The 14,467-nt window shown below is 72.4% G+C and carries 11 protein-coding genes and 1 riboswitch; of the genes, 5 read left to right on the forward strand and 6 right to left on the reverse strand.

The genetic code is table 11. The annotated features are described in order from the left end of the window. Positions 1 to 58: 58 nt before the first annotated feature. Positions 59 to 1,372, forward strand: coding sequence for an MFS transporter (locus tag ABD817_RS13065; RefSeq protein WP_344918129.1), 1,314 nt, complete (start codon positions 59 to 61; stop codon positions 1,370 to 1,372). A gap of 167 nt (positions 1,373 to 1,539) precedes the next feature. Here ABD817_RS13065 and ABD817_RS13070 read toward each other — a convergent pair whose 3' ends face one another. The 3 genes from ABD817_RS13070 to ABD817_RS13080 all read right to left on the reverse strand — a co-directional run bounded on the left by ABD817_RS13070 (position 1,540) and on the right by ABD817_RS13080 (position 6,419). Further along, positions 1,540 to 3,135 carry a bifunctional 3'-5' exonuclease/DNA polymerase gene (locus ABD817_RS13070; RefSeq protein ID WP_344918130.1) on the reverse strand — a complete coding sequence of 532 codons (1,596 nt, stop codon included), beginning with the start codon at positions 3,133 to 3,135 and terminating at the stop codon, positions 1,540 to 1,542. 35 nt (positions 3,136 to 3,170) lie between these two features. After that, a complete protein-coding gene (locus ABD817_RS13075) occupies positions 3,171 to 4,679 on the reverse strand; it encodes a metallophosphoesterase family protein (RefSeq protein ID WP_344918131.1) in 1,509 nt (502 codons plus the stop codon). A gap of 165 nt (positions 4,680 to 4,844) precedes the next feature. After that, on the reverse strand, positions 4,845 to 6,419 hold the full coding sequence (locus ABD817_RS13080) for an FAD-binding oxidoreductase (RefSeq protein WP_344918590.1): 1,575 nt from the start codon (positions 6,417 to 6,419) through the stop codon (positions 4,845 to 4,847). A 73-nt stretch (positions 6,420 to 6,492) separates the two neighbouring features. On the opposite strand from ABD817_RS13080, the gene ABD817_RS13085 reads away from it, so the two are divergent. The 4 genes from ABD817_RS13085 to ABD817_RS13100 all read left to right on the forward strand — a co-directional run bounded on the left by ABD817_RS13085 (position 6,493) and on the right by ABD817_RS13100 (position 10,121). After that, entirely contained in the window at positions 6,493 to 7,050 is a 558-nt protein-coding gene (locus tag ABD817_RS13085) for a TetR/AcrR family transcriptional regulator (RefSeq protein ID WP_344918132.1), read from the forward strand. Beyond that, the gene (locus tag ABD817_RS13090) at positions 7,047 to 8,555 is read left to right on the forward strand and encodes a glycerol-3-phosphate dehydrogenase/oxidase (RefSeq protein ID WP_344918133.1); all 1,509 of its coding nucleotides are present in this window, start codon (positions 7,047 to 7,049) and stop codon (positions 8,553 to 8,555) included. Before ABD817_RS13085 ends, ABD817_RS13090 begins: the two co-directional genes overlap by 4 nt. A 199-nt stretch (positions 8,556 to 8,754) precedes the next feature. Then, positions 8,755 to 9,702: a ferredoxin family protein gene (locus tag ABD817_RS13095; RefSeq protein ID WP_344918134.1), complete on the forward strand. Its 948-nt coding sequence runs from the start codon at positions 8,755 to 8,757 to the stop codon at positions 9,700 to 9,702. 104 nt (positions 9,703 to 9,806) lie between these two features. Further along, positions 9,807 to 10,121, forward strand: a complete 315-nt coding sequence (locus ABD817_RS13100) for a WhiB family transcriptional regulator (protein ID WP_012893126.1) — start codon at positions 9,807 to 9,809, stop codon at positions 10,119 to 10,121. Between the two features lie 131 nt (positions 10,122 to 10,252). Here the strand turns inward: ABD817_RS13100 and rsgA are convergent, their stop codons facing one another. The 3 genes from rsgA to ABD817_RS13115 all read right to left on the reverse strand — a co-directional run bounded on the left by rsgA (position 10,253) and on the right by ABD817_RS13115 (position 14,349). Beyond that, positions 10,253 to 11,365 (reverse strand): ribosome small subunit-dependent GTPase A, encoded by a 1,113-nt coding sequence (rsgA, locus tag ABD817_RS13105; RefSeq protein WP_425583330.1) that lies wholly within the window; start codon positions 11,363 to 11,365, stop codon positions 10,253 to 10,255. A gap of 589 nt (positions 11,366 to 11,954) precedes the next feature. Beyond that, complete coding sequence (gene glyA / locus ABD817_RS13110) at positions 11,955 to 13,211, reverse strand: serine hydroxymethyltransferase (RefSeq protein ID WP_344918136.1); 1,257 nt, start codon at positions 13,209 to 13,211, stop codon at positions 11,955 to 11,957. Between the two features lie 32 nt (positions 13,212 to 13,243). Continuing rightward, positions 13,244 to 13,327, reverse strand: a riboswitch (ZMP/ZTP riboswitch). Between the two features lie 8 nt (positions 13,328 to 13,335). Further along, positions 13,336 to 14,349, reverse strand: a complete 1,014-nt coding sequence (locus tag ABD817_RS13115; protein WP_344918137.1) for a YihY/virulence factor BrkB family protein — start codon at positions 14,347 to 14,349, stop codon at positions 13,336 to 13,338. Positions 14,350 to 14,467 lie beyond the last annotated feature (118 nt).

The following is a 14,467-nucleotide window of genomic DNA, read 5'->3' on the forward strand; positions in this document are numbered from 1 at the left end:
TCACGCCGCCCGCGAAATGGCCTCGTGGCGCGGTCATGAGTGATGGCAGACTTCGCCCGTGACCGCGAACCCCCAGAACACCACGGCCCCCGGCGTCTCCCCCGGCGGCGGAGAACGGATCGCCGCCGTGCGGCGGCGGACGCTCACCGTCCTGTCCGCCGCCCAGATCAGCGGCGGGATCGGGATCGCCGTGGGGCTCACCTTCAGCTCGGTGACCGTGGAGGACCTCTCCGGCTCCACTGCGCTCAGCGGGCTGGCCGGGACCGCGACCGTGCTGGGCGCCGCGCTGCTGGCGTTGCCCACCGCGAAATCGTCCGGCAGGGGCGGCCGGCGGGCCGGGCTCGCCCTGGCCTACGGCTGCGCCCTGCTCGGCTGCCTGGTCTCGCTGCTCGCTGTCGGCCTGCGCTCGTGGCCGCTGCTGCTGGCCGGGCTGGTGCTGTTCGGCGCGGCCAGCGCGGGCGGCCTGGCCTCACGCTACGCCGCGACCGACCTGTCCCCGCCGGGGCACTCGGCCCGGCACCTGTCGCTGGTGGTGTGGGCCACCACCATCGGGTCGGTCACCGGACCGAACCTGGCGGCACCGGCCGAGCGGTTCAGCTCCGGGCTCGGGCTGCCGCCGGGCGGCGGCCCGTTCGCCCTCGCCCTGGTGAGCTTCGCGATCGCCCTCGGCATCATCATGATCGCCCTGCGCCCCGATCCCCTGCTCCTGGCCCGCTCCGCCCACCCGGCCCCGGACGCGTCCCCCGCCCCCGGCACGTCCCCGGCCCCGGCGAAGGGCGGGGGCACGTTCCGCACCGCCTGGCGGGTGCTGCGCGGCACCCCCGTGGCGGTCCGCGCCCTGGTCGCGATCTCGGTGAGCCACACCGCGATGGTCTCGGTCATGTCCATGACCCCGGTCCACCTCGACCACGGCGGCTCGACGTACACGGTCATCGGCATCGTGATCAGCCTGCACATCGCCGGGATGTACGCCCTGTCGCCCGTGGTCGGCTGGCTGGCCGACCGGGCCGGGAGAACGCCGGTGCTGGTGCTGGGCATGGGCCTGCTACTGGCCGCCGCCGTCCTCGCGGGCGGGGCCGGGGCGCACGACGTCACGCGGGTGACCGTCGGGCTGGTCCTGCTCGGCCTCGGCTGGTCGTGCGGGCTGATCTCCGGCTCGGCGATGCTCAGCGAGGCCGTGCCGCTGGAGCACCGCACCCCCGTGCAGGGCCTCTCGGACCTGCTGACGAACGTCTGCGGCGCGACCGGCACCGTGATCGCCGGGGTGATCGTCGGCAGCCTGTCGTACGGCGTGCTCGGCGCGGTCGTCGCGGTCATGGTGACGGTCACCGGCGCCTGGCTGGCCCTGGCCCGCGGCCGAATCCGAGCCTGAGTCGCGACCGCCCCACGCCCCGGCCCCCTTCCCCTCGGCCGCACCCGGTTCGCGGCCGACCCGTGGCCAGTCCGTAGCTAATCTGCGGCCGGTCTGCGGTCAACCCATGGCCGGTCCGTGGCCGGTTCTCACCGGGACGTCCGAGGACGCCGGCCCCCGCCGGACCGTCATTTGGCGTCGGCGTAGCACCTGACCGGGACGGCCATCATGGGGAAGCGCACCGGGGTCGACCCGAACAGCAGCCTGGTCGCCTCCTCGGCGGCCTTTCCGACCGCCGCGACGACCTCCCCGGCCAGCTCCGCCGGGCAGTGCACCATCACCTCGTCGTGCTGGAAGAACACCAGCCTGGCCGGGTCGGGCAGCAGGCCGCGCAGCACGGCCATCAGCACGAGCGCCCACTCGGCCGCGGTCGCCTGGACGACGAAGTTGCGGGTGAACCGGCCCCTGTCGCGGGCCGCGCGGCCCCCCTCGGGGCCGGAGACCAGCTCCCGCCAACCGGCGGAGGGCGGGGGCGAGGTGCGGCCCAGCCAGGAGCGGACCACCTTGCCCTCCTCACCCGCCCTGGCGGCGTCCTCCACGAACTGGTAGGCGCGGGGGAAGCGCTGGCGCATCACGGCCAGCAGCTTGGGCGCGTCTCCGCTGGTGCCCCCGTACATCGCCGACAGCATGGCGATCTTGGCGTTGTCACGCTCGCCGCCGAACGCCTGCGCGAGCGCCTGGTAGAGGTCGATCTGCCCGGCGGCCCTGGCCAGGCCGCCGTCCCCCGCCATGGCGGCCAGCACGCGCGGCTCCAGCTGGGCCGCGTCGGCGACGACGAGCGTCCAGCCGTCGTCGGCGACGATGACCTTGCGCATCAGCCGGTGGATCTGCAGGGCCCCGCCGCCGTTGGTCGCCCACCGGCCCGTCACCACGCCGCCCACCACGTATTCGGGCCGGAAGCGGTGGTCGCGCACCCACTGGTCGGCCCAGGCCCAGCCGTGGAAGCTGTAGAACCTGGCCATCTCCTTGTAGGCGAGCAGGGGCGCGACGCCCGGGTGCTCGACCCGCTTGATGTCGTGGGCCCGGGTGGAGGCGACGGGCACGCCCGCCGCCTTGAACGCCCGGACGATCTGCTGCGGGGAGTCGGGGTTGAACGACGTGCCGAAGGCCGCCGCCACCTGGTCGGCCAGTGCCTGGAGCTTGGCGGGCCGCATGCCGTGCACCGGTCGCGGGCCGAGCAGGCCGGTCAGCAGCTCGTCGTGCACGTCCTCCCGCCAGGGCATGCCCTCCCGGGCCATCTCCGCGGCGACCAGCGCCCCGGCCGACTCGGCGGCGACCAGCAGCCGGAACCGCCCCGGGTCCGCAGTGGCCTCGACGCGCCGCAGCTGGTCGGCGTAGACCTCGGCGACCAGGTCCGCGTCCGGCGGGGGCGTCTCCTCCTCGAAGAGGGTCGCCTGCCGCGCCTGGGATCCATGGTGGTCGTCGGGCACGGGGAGACCGTGCAGCCGGGCGTGAGCCGCGAGGGCGGACCTCGGCTCGCCGAAGCGCCCCTCGTGGGCCAGGAGCAGGCCCTCGGTCAGCGCCAGGTCGTGGCAGCGCGCCAGCCGCACCCCGGCGGCGAGCAGCGCGGGGTAGACCTCCCGCGTGTCGGCCCAGACCCAGCGCGGGCTCCGGGCCTCCAGCTCGCGGACGGCCGAGGGCAGATCGGCGACGGCCCCGGCGGGCCCGTCGTCCACACGCAGAACGCCCCCGCCCCCGGGAGCCGCCGCGACCGACACGTGCATACGCCAACACTGCCACGCCGCTACGACATTCTCGATCAGACGAGCGGTATGGCGATCTCGTCCTCGATCGGGGGTTCGATCTCCTGTCGCAGGCAGCCGGTGGCGGCGAAGCAGCGGATCGTCAGGACCTCGGGGGTCACCGAGACGTGCAGGAAGCTCTTGAAGAACGGCGGGGTGTCCCAGTCGGACAGCTCCGACAGGTAGCGGTGGAAGGTCCTGCCCACGGGCAGCCGCAGCGGCATCGGCCAGCCGCCGAGGATCCGGGCCGCCCACCTCATCCGCCGGGTGATCGGCACGACCGGGGTGTCCCGTACCGGGGTGTTGCCGATCTGGCGGGACATCAGCGCCGCGCTCTCGTCGGGCGTGAGGTAGAGCCAGCGCATGCGCAGCCGGTCGCTGTAGAGCCTGCTGTAGAACGACAGCGAGTCGCCGCGCAGCGGGTAGCAGCGGTAGTCGTCCTCGTCCACGCCGCCCACGGTGACCCTCGGGATGGTATGGGTGGCGTGCATGAAGGCCCCGGAGCCGCCCGCGACGAGATACTGGATGGTCCGGTCTCCGACCTTGACCGGGAAGCGCTGGTAGTTGTGCACGTCGCCGCCGATCGCCGCGACGTAGTTGTGCGCGGGGTCGGTGACGATGTCGTCGATGGTGCCGCCGCCGGCCAGCTTCGACGGCTTGTATTCGTTGCGGGTGTAGATGGGCTTCCCGGTGATCAGCACCTTGGGCCGGGGGTCGCGGGAGACCGTGCGCAGCCAGTCGGCCTGCTCCCTGTCGATCTCGCCGCGGATGCCGGTGTCCACGCCGACGATGAGCAGCCCCGGGGTCTCCATCGCCCAGTAGGGGGCGGGCTGCACGACCCGCTGCTCCGGCCTCGCCCGCCGCTCGCGCGCCCTCGCCAGCCGGGCCTCGTCGATCTTCTCCGGCTTGCGCCAGAGCAGGCCGCGCAGCCCCGAGGGCGACAGCTTGAACCCCTCGCTCTCGGCCGCCAGCGCCGGGGCGTCGCAGAAGACGCGCATGAAGCCGCCGAGCCCGTCGTACCAGTCGTGGTTGCCGGGGATCGCGTAGATCGGCGCCCGGTAGTCCTGGTACGGGCGGAAGAACTTGTCCTCGTACTCGTTGCCCGAGCCGGTGGGGTAGATCACGTCACTGGCGACGACGGCGAACGCGGTGTCCTCGCCGACCTTGAGCATGCCCGGCACCACGGCGTACTGCGAGGCGTCCCCCTCCCCGGTGTCGCCGAGGACCAGGAAGGAGAACTGGGGGCCGACGTCCATCGGGATGCGGAAGGAGGGGTCGACGCCCCGGTCCCGCTGGGAGCCCACCCAGCGCGCCCGCACCTGCCCCGAGGGGTCTCCGAACAGGATCGCGAGGACCTCGTTGCGCGACCGCCATATGGTGCGCGGGTTCAGCCAGGAGAAGGTCTCCTTGCTGGGCAGCAGGTCCGTGAAGGTGCCGGTCTGGGCGCAGGACCAGCCCGCGCCCTCCTTCGACACCCGGGAGGAGACCTCACGCCCGCGCTCCGCCGCCTGTCCGATGTCAGCCATGACCATATCTTGGCAATGATCTTAATGAGGCGCACCCGGATCCCCGGGACGCTCCGCGCGGCCACGGACGGGCTCGTGGTCGCCGGTCGACCTCCCCCACCGGCTTCCCGATCGAGTGCCCCACCGGCGCTCCCCCGTAAAGCCTCGGTCGAGTCCCCGTGCCCGTCACCTCCCCGGCGGGACGAGGACGCCGGGGTTGAGGATGCCCTCGGGGTCGAGCCGGTCCTTGATCCCGCGCAGGATCTCCACGCCCAGGTCGCCGATCTCGGTCGCGTACGCCTCCCGGTGGTCGCGGCCGACGCCGTGGTGGTGCGAGACCGTACCCCCGGCCGCGACGATCGCCTCGTTGACCGATCGCTTGGCCGCCTCCCACTCCCCTACCGGATCGTCGCCCTGCGCCGTGACGACCGTGAAGTACAGGGAGGCGCCGGTGCCGTACACGTGGGAGATGTGGCACATGACCAGCGGCGAGCCGAGTGAGGCGTGCAGCGAGAGCCGTACGGCGTCGTGGAGGCGGGGCAGGGTGGACCAGAACCCGGCCGTCTCCAGCGTCTCGACGGTCGCCCCGGCGGCGAGCAGCGCGTCGCGCAGGTAGGGCGCGGAGTAGCGCCCTCGGGCCCACGACTCTCCCGGATCCGTACCGAGGGGGACGCCACCGAGCCCGGACAGCAGGGCGGCGACCCGCTCGCGCAGGGCGGGCACCTCGGAGAAGCCCTCGTACCCGGCGATCGCCAGGCAGCCCGCGCCGGTCGGCGCGGCGCCGATCTCGCCGGGGCGGGCCAGGCCGACCATCGTCTCGGTCTCGTCGGACAGGCGCAGCACGGTGGGCACGACGCCCTCCTGGACGAGGTGTCGCAGCGCGGCCGACCCTTCCGCGAACGACGCGAACCGCCACCCCTCGTAGACCCGTTCGGCGGGTGCGCGCCGGACGCGGAGCCTCAGGGAGGTGATCACACCGAAGGCCCCCTCGGAGCCGAGGATCACCTGGCGCAGGTCGGGCCCGGCCGCCGACTTGGGCGCCCGGCCCAGTTCGAGGGTGCCGCGCGGGGTGGCCACGGTCATGCCGACCACCATGTCGTCGAAGCGCCCGTACCCGGCCGAGGCCTGCCCGCTGGAGCGGGCGGCGGCGAAACCCCCCAGCGTGGCGTACTCGAACGACTGCGGGAAGTGCCCCAGGGTGAACCCGTGCCCGGCCAGCAGCCGCTCGGCCTCCGGCGCCCGGAGTCCCGGTCCCATCTCCGCGACCATCGACTCCGCGTCGACGGCGATCAGCCGGTCCAGGCGGGCCAGGTCCAGCGCGACGACACCGGCGAACCCGTCCCGGGTCGCGACCAGGCCGCCGACCACGGAGGTTCCGCCACCGAACGGGACCACCGCGACCCGGTGGGCGGCACAGATCGCCAGCACGTCCAGCACCTCGCGGTGCGAGCCGGGCAGCACCACGGCGTCGGGCGCGTCGGAGCCGTCCCCGGCGCGCATGCGCATCAGGTCGGGGGTGGACTTGCCCCGGGTGTGCCGGACGCGGGCCTCGTCGTCGGAGCGCACGTGATCGGCGCCGACGACGCCGCGCAGCTCCGCCGACACGAGCGGGGAGAGGGTCACGGCGGGCAGCCGCACCTCGTCGAGCTCGGCGGCCCGGACCCGCCCCTGGCGCACGCCCAGCACGTCGTGGAGCAGCTTTCTGACCGGTTCCGGCAGGTCGGCGGCCTTGCCGGGGTCACCCCAGCCGGACCAGAGCATGGGGTCGGCGGCACTCGTCGGATTTTCCACCTTTACACTGTGACACATGACGCCTATTCGTCACAATGTGGATATGGAAGGCGGCGGTCAGGTGCTGGACGCCGCCCGCGAGGTGGTCCTCGCGGTGGGGGTGCGGCGCGCGACGCTCACCGACGTGGCGCGCAGGGCCGGGCTCTCCCGGATGACGATCTACCGTCGCTGGCCCGACATGCGCACCCTCGTCGCCGACCTGATGACCCGCGAGTGGGTGCGCGTCGCGGACCGGTTCGCGACCGGGGACCCGGTCACCTCGACGGTGGCGGTGGTACGGGCGCTGCGCGGCCACCCGCTCTGGCGGAAGATCGTCGAGGTGGACCCGGAGCTACTCCTGCCCTACCTGCTGGACCGCAGGGGGGCGAGCCACGAGGCCATGCTCACGATCGTCGAGGCGGCGATCATCCGAGGTCAGGAGGGGGGCACCGTGCGGCCCGGCGACCCGGTGAGGATGGCCGGGACCGTGCTGCTCACCGCCCAGTCGTTCCTGCTCTCCGGCCCGACCATGCTCGACCCGGCCGGGCTGGCCGGTATGGCCGGTCTGGAGGACCTGGACGCCGAGCTCGCCACGCTCCTGGAAAGGTACCTGCGACCGTGAACTCCTCCCTCAACGCCGCCCGCCGGGCACGCGAGCTGGCCGAGGTGCGCGACCTCGTGGTGGACGTGCTGGTGGTGGGGCTGGGCGCCACCGGCGCCGGGGCGGCACTCGACGCGGCCTCCCGGGGCCTGTCCGTCGCCGCGATCGACGCCCACGACCTCGCCTTCGGGACCTCCAGGTGGAGCTCCAAGATGATCCACGGCGGGCTCCGCTACCTGGCCAAAGGGCAGGTCGGGGTGGCGTACGAGAGCGTGGTGGAGCGCGGTCACCTGCTCGGGCGCACCGCGCCGCATCTGGTCAGGGCCCACCCCTACCTGCTGCCGCTGGTCCCGGAGGTCTCCCGCCGCCACGCGGCGCTGCTCATGACCGGATACCGCCTCGGCGAGGGGCTGCGGGTCGCGGCGCGCACGCCTCGCCATCTCCTGCCGGGCCCCTCGCGGATCTCCGCCGGGCGGGCCCTCGCCCTCGCCGCGCCGCTGGGCTCGCGCGGGCTGCGCGGCGCCCTGCTGTCGTGGGACGGGCGCCTGACCGACGACGCCCGCCTGGTGGTCGCCGTGGCCAGGACGGCCGCGGCCCACGGGGCGAGGATCCTGACGCGCTGCCGGGCGCTGGAGCTGTCCGGCGACGGCGCGCTGGTCCGCGACGAGCTCGGCGGGGACACCTTCACGATCCGGGCCAGGACGGTGGTCAACGCCACCGGCGTCTGGGCCGCCGGGCTGCACCCGGGCATCCGGCTGCGCCCCTCGCTCGGCACCCACCTGGTACTGCGGCCCGAGACGCTGCCCGGCCTGGCCGCGGGACTGCACGTGCCGATTCCCGGGGAGGGCAATCGCTTCGCCCTGGTCCTCCCCCAGCCCGACGGCCGGGTCTACGTCGGCCTCACCGACGAACCGGTGGACGGCCCCGTCCCGGACGTCCCGGCGGTCCCGGAGAAGGACGTGACCTTCCTGCTGGCCGTCCTGAACTCCGTACTGGAGGAGCCGATCCGGCGCGAGGACGTCGCCGGGACCTACGCGGGGCTGCGGCCACTGCTCGCCGCCGACGGCCGCACGGCCGACCTGTCCAGGAGGCACACCCTGCTGAGCAGGCCGGACGGGCTGGTGACGATCGTGGGCGGCAAGCTGACCACGTACCGGCGGATGGCCGAGGACGCGGTCGACCGGGCCGTGTCCCTGGGGCGGCTCCGCGCGGGACGGAGCCGCACGGCGGAGCTTCCCCTCGTCGGGGCCGTCCCCACGGGCGCCCCCGGCGGCGCGAACGGCGCGGACCGGCTGCTGGAGCGGTACGGGAACGAGGCGGGCGCCGTACGGGCCCTGATGGCGGAGGCCCCCTGGCTGGCCGAGGCCGGGCCGACCGGGGTCACCGGGGCCGAGTTCGTCTGGGCGGTCAGGCACGAGGGCGCCCTGGACGTGGACGACCTTCTCGACCGCCGGACCAGGGTCGGTCTCGTCCCCCGGGACCGCGAGGCGGCCCTGCCCCTGGCCCGCGCCGCGCTGGCCTCCTGACGCCCGCACCCGCACCGGCCTCCTGGCGCCCACACCCACGCCGGTTTCTGACGGCCATATCCGTCCGCCGGTGTGCCGGGGGGAGGGAAGGCCACCGGCCGCCCGCGCATCGCCCTCACACGCCTATGATCGTTTTACCCACCGCCACCTCGATCCCCCTGTTAGGTTAGTCTTACCTAAGTTCGAGCGAGGAGAGAGTGTGAGCACGGGGGGCGTCGTGGGCGGGGCGGATATGCCGGGTAAAGGGTGCACCCACCCGCCGGGCTGTCACACCGGCGCGCTGCCGGTCCACGCCAGCGCGACCGTCGGAGCCCGCTTCTGGCTGCTCATCGAGCACCCCGGCCCCTGGGCCTCCCACCTGGAGGACTGCAACCTTCCCGCGGACGTGCACACCCTTATCAAGCGGGCCACGCGGCTCGGCATCCGCCCCCAGCTGATCCGCCGTCCGGGACGCAGAAACCTCGTGGAAACCGGCATTCACGTCATGGTCGCCGACTCCGCGTCGGCCGAACCATGGATCGCCGAAGGCGTCATCGCAGGTCCGGACGATCTTAACCTTGACAGCGTGGTGGCCGGAGTGGTCCCGGAGTCCTGCATACTTGTGAGTGAGCCGGTTTTTCTGGTCTGCACGCATGCCAAGCGCAACGCGTGCTGCGCCCGCATTGGACTACCCCTAGCTCGGTCCTTGGCAAAAACATTGCCGGACACAGTATGGGAAACATCACATGTTGGCGGCGATCGATACGCCGCCAACCTCGTGTGCTTGCCACACGGGCTTTACTACGGCAGCATGTCTCAGGCTGCTGCGATCGCGGCAGCCAACGCGTACCGGTCCGGCGAGGTCATCCTCGACCGTTTCCGGGGACGCGCAGGCATCCCTGAGCCACTGCAGGCCGCTGAGCATTTCATCCGCATTCATACGGGTGATCTCTCGGTTGGCGGAGTGGCCGTGGAGTCCTCCAGGTTGGACGGCGCCGTCACCGAGGCATTTGTGCGCGGTAGTGGCGCTCGTTTTCGGGTAGTGGTTGAACCCATGACGCTGACAACGCCATGCGGTACGGCTTGCGCCGATACGATCACTACCTACCGGCTGGTCACGCTGGACAGGGTAACCCCTGTGCGGTATGCCACGTCCGCGCTGACTTGACCTGAGGGAACATCACGGCCAATCCAGGCGTTGGACCCAGGGACGTCATAAGCGTCTAATGCGGCATCAACCAGAAATACCTCTCACTATAAGGTGGTTTTCTCATGTCTCAGGTACGTCGGCAGACCGCCCGGCCTCGGCCCAGCTGGGGCTGGCAGGATGACGCCGCGTGCCGGGGCGAGGACCTCGTGCTCTTCTTCGGTCCCGACGGTGAGCGTCAGCCCGAGCGTGACATCCGTGAGCGTAAGGCCAAGGCGATCTGCGCCCAGTGCCCCGTTCGCGCCGAGTGCCTGGACTACGCGCTTTCCCGTCCGGAGAAGTACGGCACCTGGGGCGGTCTGAACGAGGACGAGCGCGCCTCCGAGCGTCGCCGTCGTATGCGCCGCGCCGCCAGCGCCGGCATCAGTGCCGTCGCCTGAGCAGTACCTCCACCCGGCTTCCCCCGCACGTGTGATCTCGCGAACCCCCTGCGAGATCACACGTTGTCGTGTCGGGCCCCGCTCGTGCGGCCCCCGGGACGGGCGACCGCACGGCGGGCTTCCCCCGCGGGTCAGGGCCTGCTACGGCCCGGCTTCCGCATCTCCTTGTGGATGATCTTCCACTTGTTCTGCATCTCCTTGCGGAGCCGCGCGTCACTCCTGGACGCCATCCACGCGGCCTCCCTCTGGAGCTTGTTCCAGCTTTCCAGCCGCCGTTCCGGAATGGTGCCGTCCTCGATCGCGGCGATCACGGCGCAGCCCGGCTCGCTGTCGTGCCGGCAGTCACCGAACCGGCACCGCGCGGCGAGCTCCTCCAGGTCCGAGAAGACCATGTCCACGCCCTCGCCCATGTCGTACAGGCCGACGCGGCGGATACCGGGTGTGTCGATGATGAGCCCGCCCCCCGGGAGCGGGATGAGCTCGCGGTGCACGGTGGTGTGACGGCCCCGGCCGTCACCGGCCCTGACCTGCTGGGTCTCCATCACCCCTTCCCCCGCCAGGGCGTTGACGAGCGTCGACTTGCCCGCGCCCGAGGCGCCGAGCACCACCGCGGTGCGCGTGCCCTCGAGGTAGCCGCGGACGAGGTCGACGCCCTCGCCCGTGACGGAGCAGACCGGGTGCACGTCCACCCCCGGCGCCGCCGAGGCGACCTCGTCCATCAGGAAACCGAGGCCATCGCCGATCAGGTCGGACTTGGTGACGAGCACCACGGGACGGCCCCCGCTCTCCCAGGCGAGCGCGAGCAGCCGCTCGATCCTGCCCAGGTCGGCGGTGTCGGTGGCGTGCAGGGCGGGTTCGGCGACGAAGACGACGTCGACGTTGGCGGCGAGCACCTGGCCCTGGGAGTCGCCGGAGAGCCCGCCCCTGGAGTCCCTGGCGACGCCGCCGCGCACGAACGCGGTGCGCCGGGGCAGGAGCGCCTCCAGCTCGAAGCGGCCCTCGGCCAGGTGGCGGAGCCCGGCCCAGTCACCGACGCAGGGCAGGGCCACGGGGTCGGCGGCGGCGGCGCGCCGCACCCTGGCGGCGTAGTCGGCCCGGAGATGACCAGAGGCCGCCAGCACCTCTGCGGCACCCCGGTCGACGCGGGACACGCGGGCGGGGATCAGGCCCGCGGGGAGCTCGGCGGCGAGGGAGTCGTTCCAGCCGAGAGCGGTGAGAACGGAGGAAGACGAAGAAGAGGACAACGTAAGCACCCTTGTGGAAGGCCGGGTGCCCTGTCGCGAATCGGCTAGGCGGGCACCCGGAGGTTGACGGACGGCAGGCTCACCAGAACAACCCGCATATCCCCCACCTCCTGTCACCTCGTGGCCGTACATCTCTCGGACGACGTCTGAGGAGAACCTTAGCGCACCGCCTCCCGTCCGGCGCAAACACATTCGCGGGGTTTCCCGGGGCCGAAGCCGGGGAGTCCAGCCGGCCCCGGGCGCCACTGCCGCCCGGCGTCCCCGGCCCTCGTTCCGCCCGGCGTCCTCGCTCCTCGTGCCGCGGGAAGGTCCCGCTCCTCGTACCGCGCGGAAAATCCCGGTCCCCGTGCCGCCCGGCGTCCCCGATCCTCGCGGGAGGTCCCGGTTCCGGGGTGAGTCTCCCGCAAAGCACGAGGACGCCCGGCCGGGATGTCCCGGCCGGGCGTCCTCGTGTTGCCTCGCGCGTGGTCGATCGGTCGCCGATCAGCCGGTCGCGGCGCCCCGGAGACCCCGTGGGCCGACGCGCCGCGAACCCGAGGAGATCACCGCCGGACGGCGGCCGGGCCCGGAGAGGACCCGAGGGGCACGGTCACAGGCCGGGGGCGGGGAAGTGGGAGGTGAGCTCCCTGACCTCGCCGTGGACGCGGGTGATGACGTGCTTGGCCTCGTCCTCGTCCTTGGCCAGGGCGGTGACGACCTGGTCGATCCACGCGCCGATCTGCCGCATCTCGGCGACGCCCATGCCCCTGCTGGTCACGCCCGCGGTGCCGATGCGGATGCCCGAGGGGTCGAACGGCTTGCGCGTGTCGAAGGGCACGCTGTTGTAGTTGGTCTCCAGCCCGGCCTTGTCGAGGGCCTGGGCCGCGGGCTTGCCGCCGATGCCCTTGGGGGTGAGGTCGAACAGGATGAGGTGGTTGTCGGTGCCGCCGGAGACCAGGTCGAAGCCCCGGCCCAGCAGCTCCTCGGCCAGCGCTCGCGCGTTCAGGACGACCTGCCGGGCGTAGTCCTTGAACTCGTCGGTCGACGCCTCCTTGAGCGCCACCGCGATGGCCGCGGTGGTGTGGTTGTGCGGCCCGCCCTGCAGGCCGGGGAAGACGGCCTTGTTGAGGGCGGTGGCGTGCTCGTCGGAGGTGGCCATGAGCATTGCGCCCCGGGGACCGCGCAGGGTCTTGTGGGTGGTGGTGGAGATGACGTCCGCGTGGCCGACCGGCGACGGGTGGGCGCCACCGGCCACCAGGCCCGCGATGTGCGCGATGTCGGCGGCGAGCACCGCCCCGACCTCACGGGCGATCTCGGCGAAGGCCGGGAAGTCGATCGTGCGCGGGACGGCGGTGCCACCGCAGAAGATCAGCTTGGGGCGCTCGCGGAGGGCGATCTCGCGCACCTCGTCCATGTCGACGCGGCCGGTGTCCTGCCGCACGCCGTAACGGACCGGGTTGAACCACTTGCCGGTGGCCGAGACCGACCAGCCGTGGGTCAGGTGGCCGCCGAACGGCAGGCCCATGCCCATCACGGTCTCGCCCGGCTTCAGGAACGCCAGGTAGACGGCGAGGTTGGCGGGTGAGCCCGAGTAGGGCTGAACGTTGGCGTGGTTCACGCCGAACAGGGCCTTGGCCCGGTCGATGGCGAGGGTCTCGACCTGGTCGATGACCTGCTGGCCCTCGTAGTAACGCTTGCCGGCGTAGCCCTCGGAGTACTTGTTGGTGAGGACGGTGCCGGTGGCCTCGAGGACGGCCTTGGAGACGTAGTTCTCCGAGGCGATCAGCTTGACGGTGTCGGACTGCCGCCGCTCCTCGGCTTTGATGAGCTCGGCGATCTGCGGATCCACGCTGGAAAGAGCGCTCATGCGCCTTCACTCCCCTGTCATCGTCGACATCGCGCGAAGACCCAGGCGCTCGGCCTTCTCGCCCTTTCGCTCCCCGGTGGTCTCTCCCACCTTATGCGCCAGTCACGGCTTAGACGATAGCGGACTAAGCCCCGCGCCCGGCGCGACCTGCGCCCTCGACAGGCCAGAGCCTGTCGACCTCGGCGTTGAGCGTGGCGCCGATGAGCACGGCCAGCGCGGTGATGTAGAGCCACAGCAGCACGGCGATGGGGGCGGCGAGCGAGCCGTAGATGGAGACCGGCGAGAACCACGCGGCGAGGACCGCGCGCAGCACGGCGGCGCAGACGATCCAGATGACGAGCGCGAGCATCGCCCCCGGCAGCTCGCGCCACCAGCGCGTGCGTACGGGCACGCTCACGTGGTAGAGCAGGGTGAGGAAGATCACCGAACCGATGATCACCACCGGCCAGTAGAGGATGTCGACCAGCACGGTGTAGTCGGCCGGCAGGGCCCCGCGCAGCGCGGCCGGGCCGAGGACGAGCACCGGCATCACCACCAGCCCGATCAGCAGGCCCGCGAGATAGAACCCGAAGGACATCAGGCGGGTGCGGATGATGCCGCGCTCCTCACCGAGGCCGTAGGCGACCGAGATCAGGTCGACGTAGACGAACAGCGCCCGCGAGCCCGACCAGAGCGCGAGCAGGAAGCCCAGGGAGATCAGCGAGACCTGGTTCTCGGGTTTCAGCACGTCCTGGATGAGGGGGGTGACCACGGTGTCCACGGCGTTGTCGGTGAACAGCAGGTGGGCCTGCTGGTCGATCCAGTCGCTGACGTTCTTGACCGTCTCGGGGCCGAACACCCGGGTCAGCTGGCCGAGCACGCCGATCAGGCCGAGCATGAACGGCGGCAGCGAGAGCAGCGCGAAGAAGGCCGCCTCGCCCGCCAGGCCGGTGACGCGGTAGGTGACGCCCGCGTTCGTGGTGGCGACGACCAGGGTCCACGTGTCGGTGCCGCGGATCCACGAGAGCAGCGCCCGCGACCTGGTCCAGACGTCCGTACCGCGGACCCACGCGAGACCGGCGCGCAACCGCGTCCCGGGCCCGCGCGGAGGGCGCCGCTCGGGCCCGGACCGATGGGCCGGGGCATCAGTGGACGTCATGCCACACAACGGTATTCCTAGCCGCGCTTGATCACGAGTCGGGCGGGCAACGATCGAATCTCACCGGGCTACCCGGACCACCTGCGGCGAAACCTACCCTCGGTAACCGGACCGTCCG

It is taken from the genome of Streptosporangium oxazolinicum, from assembly GCF_039537505.1.
GTDB classification, from domain to species: Bacteria; Actinomycetota; Actinomycetes; order Streptosporangiales; family Streptosporangiaceae; genus Streptosporangium; species Streptosporangium oxazolinicum.

Coding starts and splice junctions, on each gene's coding strand:
- ABD817_RS13070 (WP_344918130.1), bottom strand. CDS start 3,135: ATGCACGTGTCGGTCGCGGCGGCTCCCGGGGGCGGGGGCGTTCTGCGT.
- ABD817_RS13075 (WP_344918131.1), bottom strand. CDS start 4,679: ATGGCTGACATCGGACAGGCGGCGGAGCGCGGGCGTGAGGTCTCCTCC.
- ABD817_RS13080 (WP_344918590.1), bottom strand. CDS start 6,419: ATGCTCTGGTCCGGCTGGGGTGACCCCGGCAAGGCCGCCGACCTGCCG.
- ABD817_RS13085 (WP_344918132.1), top strand. CDS start 6,493: ATGGAAGGCGGCGGTCAGGTGCTGGACGCCGCCCGCGAGGTGGTCCTC.
- ABD817_RS13100 (WP_012893126.1), top strand. CDS start 9,807: ATGTCTCAGGTACGTCGGCAGACCGCCCGGCCTCGGCCCAGCTGGGGC.
- glyA (WP_344918136.1), bottom strand. CDS start 13,211: ATGAGCGCTCTTTCCAGCGTGGATCCGCAGATCGCCGAGCTCATCAAA.
- ABD817_RS13115 (WP_344918137.1), bottom strand. CDS start 14,349: ATGACGTCCACTGATGCCCCGGCCCATCGGTCCGGGCCCGAGCGGCGC.